Source organism: Streptomyces sp. NPDC046931, from assembly GCF_040644655.1.
Lineage (GTDB): Bacteria > Actinomycetota > Actinomycetes > Streptomycetales > Streptomycetaceae > Streptomyces.
Map to the genome: position 1 here is coordinate 107,123 of NZ_JBEYWX010000019.1, position 21,653 is coordinate 128,775.

Annotated in this window: 18 protein-coding genes and 1 pseudogene; 16 read left to right on the forward strand and 3 right to left on the reverse strand. The window is 71.8% G+C overall.

Annotated elements, in window-relative coordinates:
* Nucleotides 1–3: 3 nt before the first annotated feature.
* Together ABZ876_RS28185 and ABZ876_RS28190 are read right to left on the reverse strand one after the other, a co-directional pair.
* Nucleotides 4–1,425, reverse strand: a complete 1,422-nt coding sequence (locus ABZ876_RS28185) for an RICIN domain-containing protein (RefSeq protein ID WP_361786968.1) — start codon at nt 1,423–1,425, stop codon at nt 4–6.
* Nucleotides 1,426–1,527: 102 nt separating this feature from the next.
* Nucleotides 1,528–1,731 (reverse strand): hypothetical protein, encoded by a 204-nt coding sequence (locus tag ABZ876_RS28190; protein ID WP_361786971.1) that lies wholly within the window; start codon nt 1,729–1,731, stop codon nt 1,528–1,530.
* A 521-nt stretch (nt 1,732–2,252) separates the two neighbouring features.
* Between ABZ876_RS28190 and ABZ876_RS28195 the strand changes: the two genes are divergently transcribed.
* The 12 genes from ABZ876_RS28195 to ABZ876_RS28250 all read left to right on the forward strand — a co-directional run bounded on the left by ABZ876_RS28195 (nt 2,253) and on the right by ABZ876_RS28250 (nt 15,978).
* Nucleotides 2,253–3,833: a phage tail sheath subtilisin-like domain-containing protein gene (locus ABZ876_RS28195; protein WP_361786974.1), complete on the forward strand. Its 1,581-nt coding sequence runs from the start codon at nt 2,253–2,255 to the stop codon at nt 3,831–3,833.
* Between the two features lie 90 nt (nt 3,834–3,923).
* Nucleotides 3,924–4,367: a phage tail protein gene (locus tag ABZ876_RS28200; RefSeq protein WP_361786977.1), complete on the forward strand. Its 444-nt coding sequence runs from the start codon at nt 3,924–3,926 to the stop codon at nt 4,365–4,367.
* Nucleotides 4,367–4,870 (forward strand): hypothetical protein, encoded by a 504-nt coding sequence (locus ABZ876_RS28205; RefSeq protein ID WP_361786980.1) that lies wholly within the window; start codon nt 4,367–4,369, stop codon nt 4,868–4,870. The genes ABZ876_RS28200 and ABZ876_RS28205 overlap by 1 nt, the downstream gene beginning before the upstream one ends.
* Nucleotides 4,867–5,025: a DUF6760 family protein gene (locus ABZ876_RS28210; RefSeq protein ID WP_361786983.1), complete on the forward strand. Its 159-nt coding sequence runs from the start codon at nt 4,867–4,869 to the stop codon at nt 5,023–5,025. The genes ABZ876_RS28205 and ABZ876_RS28210 overlap by 4 nt, the downstream gene beginning before the upstream one ends.
* Before the next feature lie 2,451 nt (nt 5,026–7,476).
* Entirely contained in the window at nt 7,477–8,283 is an 807-nt protein-coding gene (locus tag ABZ876_RS28215) for a hypothetical protein (protein ID WP_361786986.1), read from the forward strand.
* 42 nt (nt 8,284–8,325) lie between these two features.
* Nucleotides 8,326–8,748, forward strand: coding sequence for a phage tail protein (locus tag ABZ876_RS28220; RefSeq protein ID WP_361786989.1), 423 nt, complete (start codon nt 8,326–8,328; stop codon nt 8,746–8,748).
* Nucleotides 8,749–8,763: 15 nt separating this feature from the next.
* Nucleotides 8,764–9,489, forward strand: coding sequence for a tail protein X (locus ABZ876_RS28225; RefSeq protein ID WP_361786992.1), 726 nt, complete (start codon nt 8,764–8,766; stop codon nt 9,487–9,489).
* Complete coding sequence (locus ABZ876_RS28230; protein WP_361786995.1) at nt 9,489–11,396, forward strand: VgrG-related protein; 1,908 nt, start codon at nt 9,489–9,491, stop codon at nt 11,394–11,396. The genes ABZ876_RS28225 and ABZ876_RS28230 overlap by 1 nt, the downstream gene beginning before the upstream one ends.
* A gap of 31 nt (nt 11,397–11,427) precedes the next feature.
* Entirely contained in the window at nt 11,428–11,862 is a 435-nt protein-coding gene (locus tag ABZ876_RS28235) for a GPW/gp25 family protein (protein ID WP_361786998.1), read from the forward strand.
* Nucleotides 11,862–13,823, forward strand: coding sequence for a putative baseplate assembly protein (locus ABZ876_RS28240; RefSeq protein WP_361787001.1), 1,962 nt, complete (start codon nt 11,862–11,864; stop codon nt 13,821–13,823). Before ABZ876_RS28235 ends, ABZ876_RS28240 begins: the two co-directional genes overlap by 1 nt.
* A complete protein-coding gene (locus tag ABZ876_RS28245) occupies nt 13,823–14,398 on the forward strand; it encodes a phage tail protein (RefSeq protein WP_361787004.1) in 576 nt (191 codons plus the stop codon). Before ABZ876_RS28240 ends, ABZ876_RS28245 begins: the two co-directional genes overlap by 1 nt.
* The gene (locus ABZ876_RS28250) at nt 14,395–15,978 is read left to right on the forward strand and encodes a zinc ribbon domain-containing protein (RefSeq protein ID WP_361787007.1); all 1,584 of its coding nucleotides are present in this window, start codon (nt 14,395–14,397) and stop codon (nt 15,976–15,978) included. The genes ABZ876_RS28245 and ABZ876_RS28250 overlap by 4 nt, the downstream gene beginning before the upstream one ends.
* Nucleotides 15,979–16,625: 647 nt before the next feature.
* Here the strand turns inward: ABZ876_RS28250 and ABZ876_RS28255 are convergent.
* On the reverse strand, nt 16,626–17,477 hold the full coding sequence (locus ABZ876_RS28255; RefSeq protein WP_361787010.1) for a LysR substrate-binding domain-containing protein: 852 nt from the start codon (nt 17,475–17,477) through the stop codon (nt 16,626–16,628).
* Between the two features lie 81 nt (nt 17,478–17,558).
* On the opposite strand from ABZ876_RS28255, the pseudogene ABZ876_RS28260 reads away from it, so the two are divergent.
* The 4 genes and pseudogenes from ABZ876_RS28260 to ABZ876_RS28275 all read left to right on the forward strand — a co-directional run.
* Nucleotides 17,559–17,953 (forward strand): annotated as a pseudogene (locus tag ABZ876_RS28260) (cupin domain-containing protein); the annotation flags it as partial.
* A 394-nt stretch (nt 17,954–18,347) separates the two neighbouring features.
* On the forward strand, nt 18,348–19,277 hold the full coding sequence (locus ABZ876_RS28265) for an NADP-dependent oxidoreductase (protein ID WP_361787013.1): 930 nt from the start codon (nt 18,348–18,350) through the stop codon (nt 19,275–19,277).
* A 41-nt stretch (nt 19,278–19,318) separates the two neighbouring features.
* Nucleotides 19,319–20,386: a kelch repeat-containing protein gene (locus tag ABZ876_RS28270; RefSeq protein ID WP_361787016.1), complete on the forward strand. Its 1,068-nt coding sequence runs from the start codon at nt 19,319–19,321 to the stop codon at nt 20,384–20,386.
* 257 nt (nt 20,387–20,643) lie between these two features.
* Nucleotides 20,644–21,450 carry a hypothetical protein gene (locus ABZ876_RS28275; protein WP_361787019.1) on the forward strand — a complete coding sequence of 269 codons (807 nt, stop codon included), beginning with the start codon at nt 20,644–20,646 and terminating at the stop codon, nt 21,448–21,450.
* Nucleotides 21,451–21,653 lie beyond the last annotated feature (203 nt).

A 21,653-nucleotide genomic window follows, 5' to 3' on the forward strand; every position in this document is an offset into this window, starting at 1 on the left:
GGTTCAGCCCTCTTCGGGATGGACGATCAACCATTCCTGGTCGTCGGTGTTGGAGCAGTCGAAGATCGTGAGCTTGGCGCCGTTGCCGCCGGTGCTGTAACCAGCCACGTCCAGGCACTTGTTGTCGCTGGCGAAGTTGCGGATCCAGTAGGCGCCGCTCTGCTGCTTCTGCATCCACCACAGCTGGTTGTCGGCGGTCGTGCCGTCGCAGGTGAACTCGGTGACGGCAGTCCCGACGGGCTCGGCCCCGTAGTGGGGCAGGTCCATGCACAGCCCGTCCTTGACGTTGCGGATCTGGAAGAGCGCACGGCCTCCGGGACCGTCCTCCGGGTATTTCACCTCCAGGTTCCACAGCTGGTTGTCGTTCGTGGTGCCGTCACAGGTGAACTCGCCCACGGGGCCGTTGATCGCGCCCTTGCCGTAGTTCGGGATGTCCGCGCACTTCTCGGTGGTCTTGTTGCGCAGCAGGATGTTCGTCGCCGGCACCACGGGATCCTCCTCGGCGTTCTCGGTCGCGGCCGGTGAACTGCCGCCGCCACCGCCGTCCGAACCACTGCCGTCGCCGCCCGTGTCGCTGTCGTCGTCGGCGGACTCCGGCGGGGCGGCCGGAGTGAGGGCCGGGGTGGGTGTGGGAGACGGTGCGAGGGTGGCGCCGGCTTCGGTGGTCTTCTCGGTTGCGCCGGTGTTCACGTTGGGCTTGTAGGCGATCCACAGCATCACGAGGGTGACCGCGAGAGCCGTGAACACGCCGAGGAAGGTGGCGAGCCAGCGGGGCAGGAAACCACGCTGGACGTAAGTGCCCTCCACGGGCAGGGCGTCGGCGCCCGAGCGCCGGACGGCGAGGGTGTACGGCCGCTGCTCCTTCGCCCCGAACCAGATGATCTTCCGCGGCCTGAGCGTCGCCTTCACGAACGCGGCACGGCCGGGCTCGATCTGCACGTTGCCCGGATGGATGTCGTACGACAGCTCGTTACCGTTGTCACTGCCGCTGACCGAGGCGGTGAGCCCGGTGTTGCCGAGGTTGTCGATCGCGAGCCTCGGCCGTCCCCGGAACCGCCCCTTCACCGTCGGCGGCACCAGCTCCGCCCGCACCTCCGTGAACGGGGTGATCGTCAGGTTCCCTTCGGGGACGGTCGTCGCCTCCGGATGCTCCGTCGGCGTGATCCGCACCGCGTACGGGTTGGGACCGGCGGTCGCGTCCGGGGTGCGCGGCGGCGCGAACGTCAGCTCCACCGTCCCGGTGGTGCCCGGATAGAGCCGGAGCGAAGAAGGCTCGACAGTGGTCCAGGGCGCGATGGGTCCCACCGGCTCGAAGCGGTACTCGTCGACCACGTCACCGGTGTTCCGCAGCCTCAGCCGCACGCGCGTACTGCCACCCGGGTCCACCGTCGTGGAAGCCGGTTCCAGAGAAGTCCACAGGCTCACATCCGCGACGCTAGTCGGGGCGCGGTGCGGGCGCAGCGGGCGAGTGGGCAGACTTCGCGGCGCGAAGGGCGGTGGTGTTGCCCTTGCGGACATTCACGCGCCTCAGGTCCGCGGCGCCTGTGTTCCGGTGGCCGTCAGGATGAACTGTGCGTAGGAGTCGGCGTTCATCAGTGCGCGTTGCCCCATGGCGTACCAGTTCGGCTGCTTCTGCGGGGAGGGCTCGCTCTTGCCGGTGTAGGCGTCCGGTACGCGGACGGCACGCTTGTCGAGCATGGCCGCGTCCCGTGCCGCCGCCTGGTCCGGCACGATCGCGGCGAGGCCTGCTTCGTAGCTTTTCTCCTCCGACTCCTGGTCGCTGGGGCTGTCCTGGTCCCGAGTCGGGCCCGCAACCGTAGGTGGAGCCGATACGCGCAGCCGGTGAAACAGGCGAGCTGCCGGTCGAGGAAACGAGGTCGCCGCAGGGCCGAAGGGTAGTTCATGCACGCACCGAAGGACCTTGGACAAACCACCCGGACCGCGGGTTCCCGCATCCCGGCCGGCCCGGTGACCCCGCGTGCTCCCGCGAGCAGCACCGCCACGGCCGGGCCAATCCTGGAGGCACTTCCGCCGGTCGGGCTGGGATGCCGGTGGTGCATCCGGGCCACCACGGGGACCTGAGACGACAGTCGGCCCGCCGACCGGCGTTCCGTCGGTCGGGACTGCCCCAACGGGCATGTCCGCGGGCAACGGCGATGCCCCCGGAAGGGAACCTGCGGCCGTTTCCCGGGCTGCCGCGCACACGTGAGGCTGGTGGCCGTTCCTGTCTCGTACCCCGAGGAGAGCAGAGCATGCCGTCCTACCTGTCGCCCGGCGTCTACGTCGAGGAGGTGGCCAGCGGCTCGCGCCCCATCGAGGGAGTGGGCACGTCGGTCGCGGCCTTCGTGGGACTCGCGCCGACCGGTCCGCTGAACGAACCGACGCTGGTGACCAATTGGAGCCAGTACGTCGCGGCCTTCGGTGAGTTCACTGAGGGGTACTACCTGGCGCACTCCGTCTACGGCTTCTTCAACAACGGTGGCACGGCCGCCTATGTCATCCGCGTGGGCGGCTCCGCCGAGGGCGCCTGGGCGGAGGGTTCGGCGCCCGCCGCGGTGAACGGTTCGGCAGCGCCGGCCGCGCTGCCGGCCGGCGAGCCCAGGCAGCTCGGCACCTTCTCCGTGACGGCAGTCGCGCCGGGCGACCTGAGCGTGGAGGTCGCCGACCCCGAGGGCGAGGGCCCCGCCGAGCGGTTCAAGCTGATCGTCAAGGACGGCGGCAAGACCATCGAGTCATTCGACGTCACCGCCAAGAAGGGCGGTCGCAACTACGTCGTCACCCAGGTCAAGGAGCGCTCCAAGCTCATCACCGTCACCGAGGCCGCGCCGACCGCTCAGCTGACCCGCCCGGAGAACCAGACGGTCGCCCTCGCAGCTCCGCCGCCCGCCCCCGCCGCTCCGGACAGCCCCATCGAGGCCTCGCACCCGGGCCCGGCCCAGTACCTCGGCGACTCCGCCGACCGCACCGGATTCGGCGGCCTGGAGGCGATCGACGAGGTCTCCATGGTCGCGGTGCCCGACCTGATGGCCGCCCACCAACGCGGCGCGATCGACCTGGAAGCCGTCAAGGCGGTCCAGCTCGGCCTGATCGCGCACTGCGAGCTCATGGGCGACCGGGTCGCGATCATCGACCCGCCGCCGGGCCTGAACGCACGTCAGGTCCGGGTCTGGCGCCAGGAGACGGCGGGCTACGACTCCAAGTACGCCACCCTGTACTACCCGTGGATCAAGACCTTCGACCCGGCCGCCGGCCAGTCCCGGCTGATCCCGCCGAGCGGTCATGTGGCCGGCGTCTGGGCCCGCAACGACTCCGAGCGCGGAGTCCACAAGGCACCCGCCAACGAGGTCGTGCGCGGAGCGGTCGACCTGGAGATCCAGATCACCCGCGGCGAGCAGGACCTGCTCAACCCGATCGGCGTCAACTGCATCCGCGCGTTCCCGGGCCGCGGCATCCGGGTGTGGGGCGCGCGCACGCTGTCCTCCGACCCGGCCTGGCGCTACCTCAACATCCGCCGGTACTTCAACTACCTGGAGGAGTCGATCCTGATCGGCACCCAGTGGGTCGTGTTCGAGCCGAACGACCACGCCCTGTGGGCCCGTATCCGCCGCAACATCTCGGCGTTCCTGGTCAACGAGTGGCGCAGCGGCGCCCTCTTCGGCCAGCGGCCCGAGGAGGCGTACTACGTCAAGTGCGACGAGGAGACCAACCCGCCGGAGTCGGTCGACGTCGGCCGGGTCGTCTGCGAGATCGGCATCGCGCCGGTCAAGCCCGCCGAGTTCGTGATCTTCCGGCTGGCCCAGTTCTCCAGCGGAAGCGGGGAGCTGGAGGAGTAGGCCGCGCCGCCGTCCGCTCCCCCGCCCCCGTCCGCACCACCCCAGCAGGCCCGGGAAGGGCCCAGAAGGATCCAGAAGGACAGCGAACACATGAGTCTCCAGCCCGGTGACGCCCTCACCTCACACAATTTCGGCCTGCAGATCGACGGCGTGATGGTCGAGTACCTGGCCGAGGTCAGCGGCCTGAGCATCGAACAGGACGTCATCACCTACCAGCAGAACACCCCCAACGGCCAGAACGTGGTCAAGAACCTGCCTGGCGTGAAGAAGAACGGCACCTGCACGGTCGTCCGCGGCATGACCCAGTCGGCCTCGTTCACCCAGTGGATCAACGACTCCATCACCGGCCAGATGACCACGGCTCGCAAGAACGCCTCGATCATCATGATGGACTTCCAGAACAATCCGGTGAAGCGCTACCACCTGCGCAACGCCTGGTGCAACAAGATCGACGCGAGCACGGTGAAGGCGGGCGAGGCGTCCGCCCTCACCGAGACCGTGACCATCTCGTTCGAAGAACTGGTCATCGAGTAATGCGGCGCACGGCTGCCAGGGCGGGCGGAACCGTCTCCCACTCCGGCGCGCAGGCGCCGGGTGCGGAGCCGGACGGGGAGGTGCCGGAGCCGGAGCCGGCACCTGCACCCGTCCCCGCTCAGCAACAGGAGTCACTGCGCACCGAGTTCCCCTTCCATTTGCCGCGCGGGTACGTCGACGAGTCGGGCACCGTCCACCGGGACGGCATGATGCGCCTGTCGACGGCGCGGGACGAACTGGTCCCGCTGCGCGATGTACGGGTGCAGGAGAACCCGGCGTTCCTGTCTGTGGTGCTGCTGGGCCGGGTCATCACCCGGCTCGGCACCCTGCCCATGGTCCACGACGGGATCGTGGAGAACATGTTCGCCTCCGACCTGGCTTTTCTGCAGGACTTCTACCGCCAGATCAACGCGGAGGGCCACACCCGCGCCGCCGTGCGGTGCCCGCACTGCACGGAACCGTTCGAAGTGGAACTCGGCGGGAGCCGCCTGGGGGAATCGTGACGTACGCGACCGACCGGCTGCACGAGGAGATCGCGTACGTCGCCTACCACTTCCACTGGACCCTGGAGGAGATCCTGGACCTGGAACACCACGACCGCCGCCGTTACACGGACCAGATCGCGTCCCTGGTGACGCGGGCCGGCGCGGAGGGCTGAGCGGTGGGTTTCCTGAACCGGTTCCGCAAGCGGCTGTCCGCCGACGCCGGGGTGGTCGCCGACGCCGGGGTGGTCGCCGACGCCCCGGTGGGCCCGGAGTCCGTGAGCGGTGACGTGCGCACGGGCGGGCGGCCGGTGGTGGCCGCGTCCTGGCCGGGTCTGGCCCCGATCCAGCGGGCCATGTCCCCTGGCCCCGCCGGGGTCGCCGACGCCCGGTTCGGCGGGCGGCTGCCGACGTGGCAGAACCCGTCGTTCATGGGCACGGCGTCCCATGCGGTGCTGGACGGACGCTCGAGCGCCGTGCTCGGCGACACGTCCCGCTCGTCATCGGCACGACCCGTATCCGGCCTTGAACAGCCGGTCGACGCCCTGCCGTTGGTCGGCCCTGCCAGGCAGCCGACGGTGCAGCGGGCTCCGGCGGTACCGCTGCGGCTGATCCGGCCGCGGGTGCCGGGTGAGGTGGGCGCGGGGCCGGGTGCGACCGGTGCGGCGGGTGGACCGGCCTCGCCTGCTGGAGTGACCGCGCCGAGGGGGCCGGTTGCGGTTGCTTCCACGTTCACGTCGGCCCCCGCAGAGGTGTCCGCACCGAGCGGACCGGTCGTTCCCGGTGGACCCACCGCCATGCTCGCGTCGGCTCCTGCCGGGGTGAACGCTCCGGGCGGGCCTGCTGCGTCCGCCTCCGCGTTCGCCTCGGATCCCACCGGCGTCATCCCACCGAACGGGCCCGCTACGTCCGCCTCCGCGTTCGCCTCGGCCCCGTCCGGCGGAGCCCCGCGGACGGGCGGGCAGGCGTCCTCGGTCCAGCGGGCGAGCGCCGGCGGCTCGGTGTCCTCCGCACCGGCACGGGCTGCCACGGTCGCCGGTCCGGACGTTCCGGTGGTATCGCCCGAGCCGCCGTCCGCCCCGGCGGTGAACGGGCCGCTCCCTGTCTCCGGTCTCCGGGTGACACCTGTCCCCGTCGGCTCTTCACCCCGGCCGAAGTCCCTCACGCGGGCGCGCACCGGGGCGACGGCGGTTCAGCGGCGGACACTGCCGGTGGCACGACGGCTCCCCACGCCTACGGGCGGCGCGCCCTCGGGGCCGCCGACGTCGGAGGACAGGGGCGGGTCACCCGCCCCGTCGCCGTACAACGACCGGGACAGCGCAGCCGACCCCGCCGTACCCGCCCCCGCCGTCCAGCGACGGCTCCCCGCACCCACGAACGTTTTATCCGCGACACCGCCGCCCGGCGGCCGGCACGGCGCGACCCACCACGCCCAACCCGCGTCCACCCTCCGGCGGACGGCGACGTCGTCCAGTGGCGTCAGGCAGTCCAGCGGTACGGCGGCCGAAGGCATCCCCGTACAGCGATACCTGACCGGCGGCCCCGCCCCCGCACCCACCTCGGCCCCCAGGGCCGGCGCCGCGGACAACGACCACACCACACCGGCAGAGCCGCTCCGGAGTGGGAACTCCAGCGCCGAGCATGCCCACGGAAGCCTGTCCTCCACCGTCGCCGCATCCTCGGCTCCGCCCCCGACAACCGCCCACCCCGACGCAACCCTGCCCATCGTCCAACGACAGCCGGCCACCAACACCCCCCTGCCCCGCACCACATCGGCTCACAGCCCCCACTCCAACCCCCCGCGCACCCAAGCAGACCTCTCCCCCACAACCGTCACCCGAGCCCCCTCAATGCCACCACCGACAACCGCCCACCCCGACGCAACCCTGCCCATCCCCCGGCGACAGCCGCCCACCGGCGCCGGCCGCCCGCGTCCCGTGTCGGCCGATCCCGCTCATGTCTCGGGCGGCCTGGGGCGGCCCATTGCTGCCCGGCCCACGCCTGCGGCTACCGTCGGACCGGCCGGACCGCGTCCCCCGGGCGCCCGTCCCACGCCTTCCGCCGACACGGCCGCTGCCCAGCCAAGGCCGGCGGCGAACGCACAGCGGGTCGCGCCGCCCCCGAATACACCGTCCACCGCACCGGCCGCGCCCGGCGCTGCACCTGCGCAAGCCGTGGAATCGTCCCCCGTTCAGCGGGCGACGGCGCCATCGGGCAGTGCCCCCGCTCGGCGACCGGCGGAGCAGTCCGCGCGACCCGCCGCCGAGCCGGTTCGGCCTGCGGCCGGCTCCCAGGCGCTCCCGACCGTCACCCCCGGGGCCGCCCCCGCGCGCCTCAGCGCCGCACCGGTCGGCGGTTCGCCCGGCGCGACACCCTCCGTCCAGCGAAGCGCGACGCGCCGCACGGCCCGACTCGGCCTGGGCGCGCCGATCTCCTCGCTGCCCGCCGCCCCTGCGGACCCACCCGTCCCGCCGAGCCCCGAGGGCCGGCCAACCGCGCCCACGTGGCACGATCCGTCGGCCCAGCCGAGCACGTCCGCACCGACGAACGCCCCCAACACCCCCGCCGCGCTTCCCGTTTCGCCCACGCTCCCGGCCGCCTCGACGCCTGCTGCCGCCCCCACCGGCGTGCCCACGCCGGTGGTGCAGCGTGTCACCCGGGCCATCGCGTCCGACACGGCCACGGCTCCCCACCCCCGCCCCTTCCCCCTCGGCGTTCCGGTGACCACCCCGCCCGCCGACGCGGCGCCCCTGGCCGGGCCCACCTCCCCGGTCCAGGCCCCGTTCACGACGCCCGGCGTCGACGCGCCCACACCGGCAGCGCCGGCCCCCGCCCAGCCCCCGACCGTCCTCCCGCCGCCTCCCCCCGCCGAACCGCAGCCACAGTCGACGCCCCTTCCGACCGCCGTGCAGCGCTCGGCCGTCCCCGCTCGGCCCACCGCCCTGGACCGCCCCGCAGGCGCCGCCACCTCCACCGGCCGTGCTCCCCTGCCGGTGGCGCCTCTCGCGCCACCCCCGTCCCCGGGCCTCGCCACGCCCACTGCCCCGGCCTCCCCTCTCCCCGTCGTCCAGCGTTTCGGGAGGAAGGCGAAGAAGCCTGCCGAGGTCTCGGCCACCGGCGCCCTGGCAGCCGCCGCGGCGGCGACCGTCGCCGACACGCTGTCCAGGCCGCCCCTCACCCGCCGGGCCGAAGCACCGCCGCCCCGGTACCCGGCCCAGGGCGGCTCTCCGCCCTCGTACCCCCCGTCTTCCGACAGACCACCCCCGCCCGAATACGCGGCGATCGGACCGGGCGCTTTCGACCCGAGGGAGTTGACCGACTTCCAGCTGGACGAACTCGCGCACCGGATCATCGGTCGCATCACCCGTCTGATCCGCACCGAACTCCGCCTGGACCGCGAACGGATCGGCAAGCTCCGCGACCCCCGCCGCTGACCGGCACCCACCGGCCAGGAACGACAGAAAGGCCCACCCGCGATGTCCCGCCAGGACCCGGGCTCCACCATCTGGTTCAGCCTCAGCATCGACGGCGAGAGCCTCGGCTACTTCAACGGATGCGAGGGGCTGTCGTCGCAGGTGGAGGTCGAGCACCGCCAGGAGGGCGGCAACAACGGCTTCGTCTGGCAGCTGCCGACCCGTGTCACGTTCTCCACCGTCCGGCTGACCCGCCCGCTCACCCCGGAGACCACCAAGGTCGCCAAGTGGATCTCGTCCGTACAAACGGGGATCAAGCGACCCACCGCCCAGATCGCGGCGCTGCGCGCGGACGGTTCCGAAGTGGCTCGCTGGGGGTTGATCGACGTACTGCCGGTGAGCTGGACCGGTCCCACCCTCGACCCCGGCAGTCCGGCCGTGGCGACCGAGGTCCTGGAGATCGCCCACCACGGGTTCACGGACTGAAGGAGGCGGACCAGCATGGCCAAGGGCAGTAAGGGCGGCGCAGGCAAGAGCCTCGTACGCGCCACGCTCGCGATCCACGAGCCCCCGGTCGGCGGCCGTACGACCCCGGGCAGGATCATCAAGACGTTCGGCTTCGACTTCAACCCGGCGCAGCTGTCGCTGACCCGGCACGCCGAGTGGAAGTCCACCCCCGCACAGATCGAACGGGACGGCTCCCTGCCGGAGTTCATGGGATCCCGGCCACGTGAGATGAGCGTGGAGATCTTCCTCGACTCCTCCGACGAGCCGACCAGCAGCACCGTGCTCAAGAAGGTCGAGTCGCTGCTCGACTGCTGTGAGGTGACGACCAGGAGCATCGCCGCCAAACAGCCTTCGCCGCCCTGGGTGGTGCTCCAGTGGGGGTCCTTCTCCACCGCTCGGTTCACGGCCTACATCAGTTCCGTGGAGGCGACCTACACGCTCTTCGGAACGACCGGCGTGCCGATCCGCGCCACCTGCCAGCTGCGGTTGCATGAGATCCCGAGCAGGACCAGGGGCCAGAACCCGACGTCGGGAGCGCTCACCGCACAGCGGGTGCACCGGGTCGTGGCGGGCGACTCGTTGCAGTCGCTGGCCTGGCGGGAGTACGGCAGCGCGGCAGCCTGGCGGGCGATCGCCGAGGCGAACGGCATCGACGACCCCGGGGATCTGCCGACGGGCATCGAGCTGGTGCTCCCCGCCGCCGAGGAGGTGCGTGCCTGATGGTGCGGTCCGCGTTCTCGAACGTCATTGATGTGAAGATCGGCGGCCGCAAGCTGCCTTCCGAGTTCGCCCGTGCCCTCGTCGACAGTTACGTCGACCAGGGTTTCGGCGTGCCGGCCGCGTTCCGGCTGACCTTCCGGGACCCCTACCGGCTGCTCCTGGGGAAGCTGGGGGTCACGTTCGGAACTCCGGTGGTCCTGGCGCCGGTGGCCGACGGACTGGGTGCTTCCAATCCCCTGCTGACGGGGGAGGTCACCGCTTTGGAGGCCGACTACGACGGCACCGGAACCTTCACCGTCATCCGCGGCTACGACTTCGGGCACCGTCTGCTGCGCCAGCGCCGGGTGGCCGCCTACCGCAACCAGAGCGCCTCCGACATCGCCCGGAAGCTGGCCAAGCAGGACGGCGTGCCGGTCGGACGGATCGAGCGGACGAAGACGGTCTACGAGTTCATCAGCCAGTCCAACGTCACCGACTGGGACTTCCTCGCGCGGCTCGCCGACGAGAACGAGATGGTGATGTCGGTGGACGCGGACGGGAAGTTCCAGTTCGTGAAACCCAAGTCGGCCTCCGGCGCGCCCTCACCCGGCACCGACGGCGACAAGAGCCCGTTCGTACTCCAGGCCGGGCACGACATCCTGCGGCTGCGGGCCGCCGTGACCGCCGCCGACCAGGTCGGCAAGGTCGAGTCACGGGGATGGGACGTGACAACGAAGAAGAAGCTCACCGCCACCTCGCCCGCCACCGCCAACCCGGGCATCGGCATCGGCACCACCCCGGGCGCGGCGGCCGGCAGGTTCAAGGCGGCGAAGCTGGTCGACACCGGCACGCCGTACGACAAGCAGAAAGAGGTGAAGTTCGCAGCCGACGCCGTCGCCGACGACGTCACCGGCTCGTTCGCCGAACTGGAGGCCGTCATGCGTGGAAATCCCAAGCTGCGGCCGGGAGTTCCGGTGGCGCTCGCGGACGTGGGCAAGCCGTTCGAGGGCAAGTACACCGTCACCTCCGTGCGGCACGTTTTCGGCGACGGCAGCCACTACGAGGCCTGGGTGACGGTCAGCGGGCGGCAGTGGCGTTCGCTGTACGGGCTCGGCTCCGGTGGCGCGGAGAGCGCGCCCCGGCTGCCCAGTGTGGCCAACGCCCTGGTCACCGACGTGAACGACCCGCTCAAGCAGGGGCGGGTCAGGCTGCAGTTCCCGTGGCTGGACGACACCTACGTCAGCGACTGGACGCGGACGGTGCAGATGGGCGGCCTCGGCGGCGGCGGCATCTTCCCGATGGACGTCAACGACGAGGTGCTGGTCGCGTTCGACCGGGGTGCCCTCGACCATCCGTTCGTGATCGGCGGGTTGTACAACGGCAAGGACAGACCGACCGCCGTCGGCGACGTGCCCCTGCACGACACCGTGCGCAAGAAGGCGAGCCGGCACACCGTCTCCGACCGGGACGGCAACCGTGTGGACCTGCTCAGCCAGAAGACCGGCGCCCGCAAACAGGGCGTCCGGCTGATCTCCGGTGACAAGCAGCTGGTCATCAACCTGGACCGGACGAAGACCCAGATCGTCGTGGACAGCAAGGGCTCGGTCACGATCAAGGGGAGCCGGTCGGTGTCGGTCGAGGCGGGCACCGATCTGACGCTCAGCGCCCGGCGCAAGCTGACCATCACGAGCGGCGGCCCGCTCAGCATCGAGGGCGGCGGCATGGTCAACCTGAAGTCCGCGGGCGAGATCGGGGTGAAGGCGGCGGGCGCCCTGAACCTGAGCGCGCTGGGCGCCGCGAGCCTCACCGGCGGGGCCACCGTGCAGATCACGGCGGCCGTCAACACGACGATCAAGGCGCCGACCACCCTGGTCGGCTCCCCGACGTTCGGGGTCACCACCATCCCGGTGCCGATGGTGATTCCGTGACCGTTTCCCAGGAAGGCGGGGTGTGGTTCTGATGGCCGAGCAGTTCGTCGGCTCCGGCTGGTCGTTTCCGCTGCGCATCGGGCCGACCGGCGGGATCGCCCTGGTCAGCGGGGAGCGGGAGGTCGAGGAGGCGATCCGGCTGGTGCTGTCCACCGCGCCGGGCGAGCGACCGATGCGACCGGACTTCGGCTGCGCGATCCACGACCTGGTGTTCGCGCCGGTCAACGAGCAGACCGCGGGCCGCATCCAGCACGAGGTGTACGCCAGCCTGGACCGCTGGGAGCCGCGCATCGAGGTCGACGACGTCGAGGTCACGGCCGGCGCCGGCCAGAGCGTGCTGTACATCGACGTCCGCTACTCGATCCGCGGCACCAACAACCCACGCAGCCTGGTCTTCCCGTTCTATGTCATTCCGTCCCACGACGAGCCGGACGGCACCTCCCCGGCTCCGGAAAGCGACCGCTGATGGCCCTGCCCTCCCCCAACCTCGACGATCGCCGCTTCCAGCAGTTCGTCGACGACGCCAAGCGCTACATCCAGCAGCGCGCCCCGGAGTGGACCGACCACAACGTCTCCGACCCCGGCGTGACCCTCGTCGAGACGGTCGCCCACATGGCCGACCAGATCGTCTACCGGCTCAACCGGGTGCCGGAGAAGAACCACCTGGCCTTCCTGGACCTGGTGGGGATCACCCTGTTCCCGCCGTCCGCCGCCCGCACGGACGTGACGTTCTGGCTGTCAGCGCCGCAGGAGGAGCCGATATCCGTGCCGGTCGGCACCGAGGTCGCCACCATGCGCACCGAGAGCGAGGAGGCGGTCGTCTTCGCCACCGAGCGTGAACTGACGGTGGTGCCGTGCGAGTTGCGTCATCTGCTGGTGCAGCACCGGGGCGAGGCGGCGGTGGAGCGGACGCACGACCTCGCCGAGGAGGACAAGGATCTGCTGTGCTTCTCGGAGTCCCCCGCCCCCGGCGACTGCATGCTGCTCGGCCTGAGCGCGGCCGTGCCGCACTGCGCACTCGCTGTGGACCTGGACAGCCGGGTGGACGGTGTCGGTGTGGACCCGCGGCAGCCGCCGCTGGTGTGGGAGGCATGGACCGCGGACGGCTGGCAGCGCTGCGAGGTCGACCGGGACGGCACGGGCGGCCTGAACCGCCCGGGCGAGGTGGTCCTGCACGTCCCCGGCGGGCACGTCCTGTCCCGCAACGCCGGCCAGGAGGCGGGCTGGATCCGCTGCCGGGTCACCGAACCCCTCCCCGGCCAGCCCTTCTACACCACCTCCCCCACCGTCCGGGCCGCGGAGGCCTTCACCGTCGGAGGCACCACCTCCGCCGTCCACGCGGAGACGGTGTACGACGAGGCGCTCGGCGAGTCCACCGGGCTGCCCGGGCAACGGCTGCGGCTCGCGCACGCGCCCGTGGTCGGCGACGACCCGCCGGTGCTGCTGCAGACCGCCGAGCACGACGGGTGGGTGGACTGGCAGGTCGTGCCGCACTTCGCGGCCTCCGGTCCGCACGACCGGCACATCACCGTCGACGCCACGACCGGCGAGATCGCCTTCGGCCCGGCCGTGCGCGAACCCGACGGCTCCCTGCGCCAGTACGGGGCGGTCGCTCCCAAGGGTGCCCCGATCCGCGCCCGCCGCTATCGCACCGGCGGCGGCCGCGCGGGCAATGTGGCCCGGGGTGCCGTGCAGATCCTGCGCACCTCCCTCCCGTACGTCTCCGAGGTCGCCAACCGGGAGGCCGCACGCGGCGGGGTCGACGGGGAGACGGTGGAGGAGGCGAAGGTCCGGGCGCCGATCACCCTGCGCGCCCAGGAGCGGGCGGTGACCCTGCGCGACTACGAGGAACTGGCCCGCCGCGCCGCCCCCGAGACGGCGCGCATCACCTGTCTGGAGGGCGAGGAGGGCGAGCACGGGGCGTACGCGGTACGGGTCCTGGTCGTCCCGCAGGCGGTCCCGGACCCGGGCGGGCGGCTGCGCTTCGAGCAACTGGTCCCCGGCAACACCCTGTTGGACCGCATCACGCGGCACCTGGGCGAACGCCGGCTGATCGGGACGCGGCTGGCGGTCGGGCCGCCGTACTACCAGGGCGTGACGGTGGTGGCCACGGTGCACGCCTTCCGGGGTGCCGACACCGACCGGGTGCGGCGGCAGGCGCACGACGCGCTCTACCGGCACCTCGATCCGCTGACCGGCGGGGCGGACGGCACCGGCTGGCCGTTCGGACGGCCCGTGCAGGCCGGTGAGGTGTTCGCGGTGCTGCAGCGCGTGCCGGGAGTGGAGCTGGTCGACCACGTGGTCCTGCATCCCGCCGACCCGCTGACCGGGAAGCGGGGAGAGGGGACCGACCGCATCGACCTGTCGCCGCCGTCGCTGGTGTTCTCGTTCGACCATCGTGTCCGGGTGATCGGGGACGGCTCCTGATGAGAGGTTCCATCGACGGTCTCGGCTCCTCCGCGCCGATCGGCATGATGCTGCCGGCCGTGTTCGCCGACGACGATCTGGCCCAGCGGTTCGTCGCCGGGCTCGACGAGGTGATCGCGCCGATCCACAATGTGCTGGACTGCCTCGACACCTACTTCCGGCCGTCCCTCGCCCCGCTCGACTTCGCCCGGTGGCTGGGGGGTTGGGTCGGCGCGGAGCTGGACGGCAGCGAACCCGAACCGCTGCTGCGCGCCGCCGTGGCCACCGCGGCGCATCTGCACCGCATCCGCGGCACCCGGCGCGGGCTGGCGGAGGCGGTGCGGCTGGCCTTCGGCGTGGAACCGGAGATCAGCGAGAGCGGGGGCGCCGCCTGGAGTACCCGTCCGCTCGGCGCGGTCCCCGGCGAACCGCGCCCCCGGCTGCACGTCCATCTGCGGCTGCCCGACCCGACCCCCGCCGACCGGCATCGCCTGGACACCCTGGTGGCCGCCGCACGTCCCGCCCACATGCCGTACACGGTCCAGGTGACCGCCGCGGAGCCCGCCCGACCCGCCGAAAGGACCCCGGAGAAATGACGACCACCCACAGCTGCGCCGAGTGCGGCGCCCGCGCGGAACCGGGACAGTCGTTCTGCGACGCCTGCGGGGCGGTGCTCGGCTGGACGGACCGGGCGACGGCCGGGGCACCGGCCGGCGGGTCCGGGGTGCGTTCCGGTGAGGCACCGGCGGGCGGCTCGGGAAACGCCGTGGCGACTCGGCCCGGCGCATCCGCCGACGAGGGTTCGGGGCAGACGTCCCCCGCCGCGTCATCGGCCGGACCGGCCGCCCCCGTTCGTGCCTCGGCATCCGCCGCCCCGGCCGTCTCCTCCGGCGGCTCGTCCGCCGACCCCGCGGCCACCGCTGCCGGCTCCGGCGCTCCGGCCGACTCGGACCCCGGCCGGGACGCGTCCTCCCGCCGGGACAACGGTGCGGGCCTGGCGCGCACGCCGCGGGGCCTGCCGGGTTCGGCCACGTCGACCGGGGAGTCCGGGGCGGCCCCGGCTGCCTCCGGCGACGGCCCGGAACGGGCCCCGGCCGCGCCCGCCGACGCGGACGACCACAGCGGGAGGGCCGTCGGCGTCGCCGCTTCACCCGAGGTTCCCGACACGGCCGTGCCGCCCGCTGTCTCCCGTCCCGCCGCATCCGTAGGCGTCGACGAGACCGCCGCTACCGAACCCCTCCCGGCCCCGGGCCCTGCGTCGGCTCCCCAAGACCCGGACGGACTGACCGACCGTGCCCGCCAACTCCTCGTGCCCGTCTCCGACCCGGATCCCCGCCCGGCGGCATCCCCCTCCGTCGCCCCGGTGCTGCCCGGCCGCCCGGCTCCTCAGCGCCCGCAGGTCGTCCGGGTCCCGGGTGAGGAACTCGGCGCGGACGGCGGGATCCCGTGCCCCTGGTGTGCCACGCGGAACCGGCCCGAGCGGCACTACTGCGCCCGGTGCGCGATGCCCATGGCCGGAGAGGGTCGCTCCCCCTCGCGCCTGCCGTGGTGGCGTCGGCTGTGGGGATCCGGCAACCGCGAGGCCCCGTGGGCCGGCGACCGCCCGCGGCTGCGCCGCACCTTCGACCGCGTCCTGGCCTGGCTCGGCGCGGCGATCGTGCTGACCCTGCTGATCGTGCTGGCCGTCAACATCCCCAAGGGCGTCCAGGCGACCCGCGACCACTTCGCCAAGCGGGCCCCGGTTGCCCCGGACAAGGTCACCGCGTCGCGCTCCTACCCGGGCCACAAGCCCGAGCTGGCCTTCGACAAGCTCAACAACACCTGGTGGGGTCCGGGGGTTTCCCAGTCCGGTCAGGGCCAGTGGATCGAGACCCGCTTCGACCAGCCCACCCGGCTCCTCGACCTGATCATCACGCCGGGGATGTCGACCCGTCCCGACCAGCTCTCCCAGTCGGCCCTCCCGCACCGCGTCGAGGCCCGCGTCACGACGGCCGACGGCAAGACCACGACGCGTGAACTCACCCTCGACCAGGGCGCGGGCGGCCAGCGTCGTGCCTTCCGCGTCGGCGATGTGACCGCAATCCGCTTCACCCTCGAGTCCGCCTACCAGACCTCCGCGAGCAAGCAGGTGGCCATCGCCGAGATCGAGTTCTTCGGCCCGTCGAACGCGAGCTGAGCCACAGGACAGGGACACCGGCCCACGCCCGGCATCCGTGGGCCGGTGTCCGTCAGCCGGCGATGTGCGGCGAGATCAACGGACATCCACCACATGGCATCCGACGCCACCGCCCGCCGGTCTTGAACGCCCGGTCCGCTGACCCACGGCACGCGTTCCGCATGCCACCCCACGCACCGCATGTCGTTGCCAGTCCTGGTCGCCGGGATGAGGGCGAGGCCACGCAACGCTGCCCATGCCCGGGATGTTCCGCCAGGCGCACGCTCGGGGTGAAGGCGCCGGATCACAGAAGTGGACGTCTCGGGCACAGCGATTGTCTTCTCGACAGGTGTGACGGGCGACGGGGGCTGTCAGCCCGCACTGCAAGAGAGGGGAACCGCCAGTCGGGTTGCGTTGTCACAGTCCTGTGACACGCGTCCGCCGGAGCCGACGGTGGTACGCCCTTGCCGGCAGCTCCGTCCCCGTCGGATCCGGCGGGGACGGCGGCCGCTGCCGGGACCCGCTCACCCGGATGCCGGTTCGGTCACCCCGCCGAACCTGAACCCGACGAACCCGGCGCACCCTCTTGTGCCCGGGCCCGTCACCCCCAAGGAGTGCGTGTACGGCTGTGACACGGGCGTGTGGTCCTCGGTGCCGGCCGGAGGCACTCAGACGCGGTAGGCGGCCGTCGCAATCCGGACGAACGACCGGATCAGCGGGTTCGCGTCGCCCTCGTTCCACGCCGCCACCACGCGGCTCGGCGCCATGTCGCTCAGCGGTACCACGACCAGCTCCCCGGGTTGGTCGTGTCCCAGCGGGGTCATCCCGACCGTGCCGTTCCAGAGCACGGCCTGCAGGCACTCCTGGACAGCGCGCACCACCGGACCCTCGCGGGTCTCGCCGCCGTTCCAGTACGACTGCCAGATCGGGTCGGTGTCCTCCGGGAACCGGAACCAGCGTCGGCCGGCCAGGTCGGCCAGCCTCAGGCGGTCGCGACGGGCCAGCGGATCGTCGGCGCGCAGCACCGCACCCACCGGGTCGGCCCGCAACTCGAGCACCGCCAGGCCTGTCTCGTCGAACGGCCCGCGGGTCAGGGCCACGTCGACCAGTCCGGCGCGCAGCCCGCAGGTCGGATCGGTCAGGTCGGTCTCGCGGATGCGGACCTCGACGCCCGGGTGCCGCCGGCGGTAGGCGGCGGCCAGCCGCGTCGCGCCCGGGTCGGTGCTGTCGACCAGGATGCCGACGGTGAGAGTGGCCGCGCCGGCCGCCGCGGCCACGCGTACGCGTACCCGGTCTGCCTGAGCGAGCAGGGTACGCGCCTCCTCGAGCAGTACCGCCCCGACCCGGGTGAGCGTGACGCCGGCGGCAGAGCGGTGAAACAACGCGGCGCCGACTTCGGTCTCCAGCCGCTTGATCGCCCGGCTCAGCGGCGGCTGGCTCATGTGCAGCCGGGCGGCGGCCCGGCCGAAGTGGAGTTCCTCGGCGACGGCTACGAAATAGCGCAGCGTGCGCAGTTCCATGACCGGCCACGATACCGGTGCGGTATCGGCACCACCCACTCGGTCTTGGACAGCCGAGTTGCCGGGCGGTGGAATCGGAGCATGACAAACGAACCGATGACCGGTGAACCGGTGGCCGACCCCGCCGTATCGGTGGTCGGTCCGGGTGAGGGTGAGACGATCCTCCCGGGGACCACGCAGTTGCGCGTTCTCGAGGACGGCAGCCCACCGGGCACCGTCTCGGGATCGGCGAGACGATCCTCGCCCCGCATACGGACGGACCACCGCAGCACCGGCACGCCCAGCACGCCGAGAGTTTCCATGTCATCTCGGGCGCGGTGCGGTTCACGGTCGGACAGAGGACCTTACGACACGACCGCGGGCACGCTCGTGATGATCCGCCCGGAGCCCCGCACACCTTCGCCGGCATGACCGACCAACCGGCCATCGTGCTCAGCACTTTCACGCCGGACTTGTACGTGCAGTACTTCCGGAACCCGCTGCATCTGGGCCGAACGGCATACGACTCGACGAGAACGCGGGTTCGGCACAGCAGCGGCTCAGCTCCCTCATCGGGCCGGGCGCTCGCCGCTGTGCGCAGCCAGGGGGCATGTCCCCCTGGCTGCCTCTGCCGGGCACCGAAATACTGAACGGGTGAATCTGCCTGAACTCGGAGCTTTCCTGACGCATGAGCCCACCACGCGGTAAGTAACCCGTACCGCGGCGCGCCGCCGCGCCAGACCACCGGCCCCTGGTCGGTCCGTTCCTCCCGGCGTCCACCGTGCCGTCGCGCAACACCTGCAGACCGCCCGGGGTTTACAGCGTCAGTCACAGACAGTCATTGATCAATGGCAAAAAAGTTACAACCCCCTTCTTCGTCAGGAGACAGTTATGCGTGTCGTCACCCAGCACGCCGTCGGCGACCCGGCCGTGTTGGAACTCGTCGAGGCCGCCTGCCCGGAACCGGGCTACGGACAGGTGCTGATCAGGACCGGAGCGGTCGGTGTCAATCCGGTCGACGCCCATGTGCGCTCCGGTGCCCTGCCGATGCTCGGCGAGCCGCCGTTCACCGTCGGCTGGGACATCGCCGGCACCGTGGAGACCGCCGGTCCCGGCGTGTCCGCCTTCGTCGCTGGTGACGAGGTCATGGGCATGCTGGCCCTTCCGGGGGCGGGCAACACCTATGCCGACTACGTCCTCGCCTCGGTCAACGAGATCGTCAGCAAGCCCGCCGGTCTCACCGTCGAGCAGGCGGCAGGTCTGCCGATGGCCGGACTGACCGCCTGGCAGAGTCTCGTCGGCCTAGCGCACCTCCAGCCCGGACAGCGGGTGCTGGTGCACCGCGCCGCCGGCGGGGTCGGCCATCTCGCCGTGCAGATCGCCAAGGCCCTGGGCGCCCATGTGATCGCCACGGCCAGCGCGGGCAAGCACGACCTGCTGCGCCGCCTGGGGGCGGACGAGCCGGTCGACTACCGCACCCGGGACTTCACCGAGGTCGGCAACGTCGATGCGGTGTTCGACCTGGTCGGAGGCGAGTACGGTGCACGCTCCGCCCGCATCGTCGCCCCTGGCGGTGTGTTGGTCAGTGCCTATCCCCAGGACACCGGGGTCACCCCGGAACTGATCACCGAGCTGGGCATCCGGCACGCCGTCACCTTCGTGTACCCGTCCGCGCCCGACCTGGCGCGGCTGACGGCCCTCGTCCAAGCCGGACGGCTCACCGTCCACGTCGACCAGGTGCTGCCGCTGGCCGAGGCGGTCAAGGCCCACGAGATCGTCGCGGCGGGCGCGGTCACCGGCAAGCTCGTCCTGGTGCCCTGATGACGGCCGCAATCGATCGTCCGGGTCTGGAAGGAGCCGCCATGAAACGGCGGACCGTGCTGTTCCTGGGTGCCGTCCTGGCGGCGGCCCCGACCGGGCGGGCGCATGCTCACCAGGACCACCCGGCGCCGCCCGGCGCGGTACCGACCGCGGCCGAGCCGTCGTACGGCACGGGATGGCGGCCGCTGGCCCCGATCGCGGGCGGGCCCCGGCAGGAACACGGCGTGGCCGCGGTCGGCGCCAAGGTCTACGTCATCGGCGGCATCATCACCGACCCGGCCGTCGGGTTCGTCACCACCGGCCGGGTGGAGGTCTACGACACGCGACGTGACACCTGGTCGGACGCGGCACCGCTGCCCGTGGCCATGAATCACGCCAACGTGGCGGCAGTCGGCGGCAGGATCTACGTCCTCGGCGGGCTGTCCGGCGGGGCCTCATGGCAGTCCCTGCGCGACAGCTTCGTCTACGACCCGCGTACCGACCGGTGGGCACGGCTGCCGTCGATGCCCGCCGGCATCGCGCGGGGCAGCGCCGCGATGGGCGTGCACGGATCGAGGATCTACCTCGCGGGCGGCATGCGCACCTTGGTGCCGGGCCCCGGCGGCCTCCAGGACACCATGGACACGGTGTCGTCGTATGACGTCACAACCGGCCGGTGGGAGGCGCTGCCGAGCCTGCCGCAAGCCCGCGACCACGTCGGCGGGGCCGTCGTCGGCACGACGCTCTACGTACTCGGCGGCCGGGACCGGGGGCAGACCAACGTGCGCGACACCGTCTACGCCCTCGACCTGCGCTCCCACCGGTGGTTCGAACGCGCCTCGATGCCGACCGCCCGCGGCGGCATCGCCACCGCGGCCGTGGGCACGAAGATCTACACTTTCGGCGGCGAGGGCAAACACGACGGTGCCGGCGCGGACGCAGTCTTCGCCGAGACCGAGGCGTACGACACCGTCCACGACCGCTGGCGACGACTCACCCCGATGCCGGTGCCGCGCCACGGTACGGCGGCCGTGGCCGTAGGCGGCACGATCCACATCCCCGGCGGCGGCACCGCGGGCGGTGGCAGCCCGGTGGACGTCAACGACGCCTACCGGCCCGCCCAGCGGTGAGCCCGCGGCCATCCGCACCGATGCCCCTGATGGTGATCGGGGACGTCGGTTGCGCTCCACAGGCCGACTGGTGAACAGGCGTTGCAGTGTCCGGGGACGGTGACAGGGCCATCACGGGTCGACGTTCTTCCTCCCCTCGGCCCGCTCCCCTCCTGCATCGTGGTCACAACAACCGAGCACCACAGGGCACCGGGCATCCGCCACCGGCCCTTTCCATGAACTCATGCACGAATTCCAAGAAACGGGGACATCCGACCATGGCTTCCACCCTCCACACGAGGTCCTTACTCGTCGCCGCCGCGTTCCTCGCCGGCACCACGCTGCTGACCGCCTGCCAGGACAACGCCACGGGCGTCCGCTCCTCGGCGAAGACCGATGCTCCCGCGGCGTCGGCGGAGGCGACGGCGGCAGCGGCGAAGTCCACGTCGAACAAGCCCAAGGGGGTCAGCGGGACCTTCACGGGCGGCACGGTGGAATACCTCGCACCCGGCAAGCACATCGTCAAGGCAGGCGGCAAGGAGCAGCAGTTCTTCGTCGCCGAGGACACCAAGATCTACGGCGCGGGCACCATCTGCGGCAAGTACAACCCCGCGGCCAACACACCCTGCACGGCTGACGACTTGGACAAGGCGCTGAAGAAGGGATCCATCGCCGCAGACGTGATCATGAAATACGGCGCTGCCGTCAAGGTCACCGAGCGCCCGGCACCGGATGAGAGCACCTCTGCCAAGGACAGGGACGCCAACAGCTCGAACTCGACCATCGACGGCATCAACAAGGGCAAGGGCGTTTCCGGCACCTGGTTGGGCACCGTGACCTACCTGGCGCCGGGCAAGTACACGGTGTCGGACCTGAAGGGCACCGAGCAGCAGTTCCTCCTCGCCGAGGACACCAAGATCTGGGGCTGGGGCGACATCTGCGGCGACGCCAACGGCGAGGAGGGCGGCCAGGGTGGCACCCAGTGCACCGAAGAGGAACTGGAGGCGGCCGCCAAGGGAGGCGGTGTGTCCGCGAAGGTGGTCGTGGTGAACGGCATCGCCACCACCATCACCGACGACCACTGACCCGGACCTCGCCGTGCCGACTGCGGGACGGGTACCCGGAGACGAAACGTCCGGGGCCGCGTGCCGCGGTGCGGAAGGAACGCCTACGCGACCGCCGTGCGGTGGACGCCGGCTCGTTCGTTAGGACGCGGGGATCGACCGACCGCGACACGACCTTGATCTTCTCGAGGACCGGGATGAAGCGCGGGCCGTCCGCGGCCTGC

What these genes read in the sequence shown, in the direction of transcription:
- ABZ876_RS28195 (WP_361786974.1), top strand. Translation starts at nt 2,253, where the DNA reads ATGCCGTCCTACCTGTCGCCCGGCGTCTACGTCGAGGAGGTGGCCAGC.
- ABZ876_RS28200 (WP_361786977.1), top strand. Translation starts at nt 3,924, where the DNA reads ATGAGTCTCCAGCCCGGTGACGCCCTCACCTCACACAATTTCGGCCTG.
- ABZ876_RS28205 (WP_361786980.1), top strand. Translation starts at nt 4,367, where the DNA reads ATGCGGCGCACGGCTGCCAGGGCGGGCGGAACCGTCTCCCACTCCGGC.
- ABZ876_RS28220 (WP_361786989.1), top strand. Translation starts at nt 8,326, where the DNA reads ATGTCCCGCCAGGACCCGGGCTCCACCATCTGGTTCAGCCTCAGCATC.
- ABZ876_RS28225 (WP_361786992.1), top strand. Translation starts at nt 8,764, where the DNA reads ATGGCCAAGGGCAGTAAGGGCGGCGCAGGCAAGAGCCTCGTACGCGCC.
- ABZ876_RS28230 (WP_361786995.1), top strand. Translation starts at nt 9,489, where the DNA reads ATGGTGCGGTCCGCGTTCTCGAACGTCATTGATGTGAAGATCGGCGGC.
- ABZ876_RS28235 (WP_361786998.1), top strand. Translation starts at nt 11,428, where the DNA reads ATGGCCGAGCAGTTCGTCGGCTCCGGCTGGTCGTTTCCGCTGCGCATC.
- ABZ876_RS28240 (WP_361787001.1), top strand. Translation starts at nt 11,862, where the DNA reads ATGGCCCTGCCCTCCCCCAACCTCGACGATCGCCGCTTCCAGCAGTTC.
- ABZ876_RS28245 (WP_361787004.1), top strand. Translation starts at nt 13,823, where the DNA reads ATGAGAGGTTCCATCGACGGTCTCGGCTCCTCCGCGCCGATCGGCATG.
- ABZ876_RS28250 (WP_361787007.1), top strand. Translation starts at nt 14,395, where the DNA reads ATGACGACCACCCACAGCTGCGCCGAGTGCGGCGCCCGCGCGGAACCG.
- ABZ876_RS28255 (WP_361787010.1), bottom strand. Translation starts at nt 17,477, where the DNA reads ATGGAACTGCGCACGCTGCGCTATTTCGTAGCCGTCGCCGAGGAACTC.
- ABZ876_RS28265 (WP_361787013.1), top strand. Translation starts at nt 18,348, where the DNA reads ATGCGTGTCGTCACCCAGCACGCCGTCGGCGACCCGGCCGTGTTGGAA.
- ABZ876_RS28270 (WP_361787016.1), top strand. Translation starts at nt 19,319, where the DNA reads ATGAAACGGCGGACCGTGCTGTTCCTGGGTGCCGTCCTGGCGGCGGCC.
- ABZ876_RS28275 (WP_361787019.1), top strand. Translation starts at nt 20,644, where the DNA reads ATGGCTTCCACCCTCCACACGAGGTCCTTACTCGTCGCCGCCGCGTTC.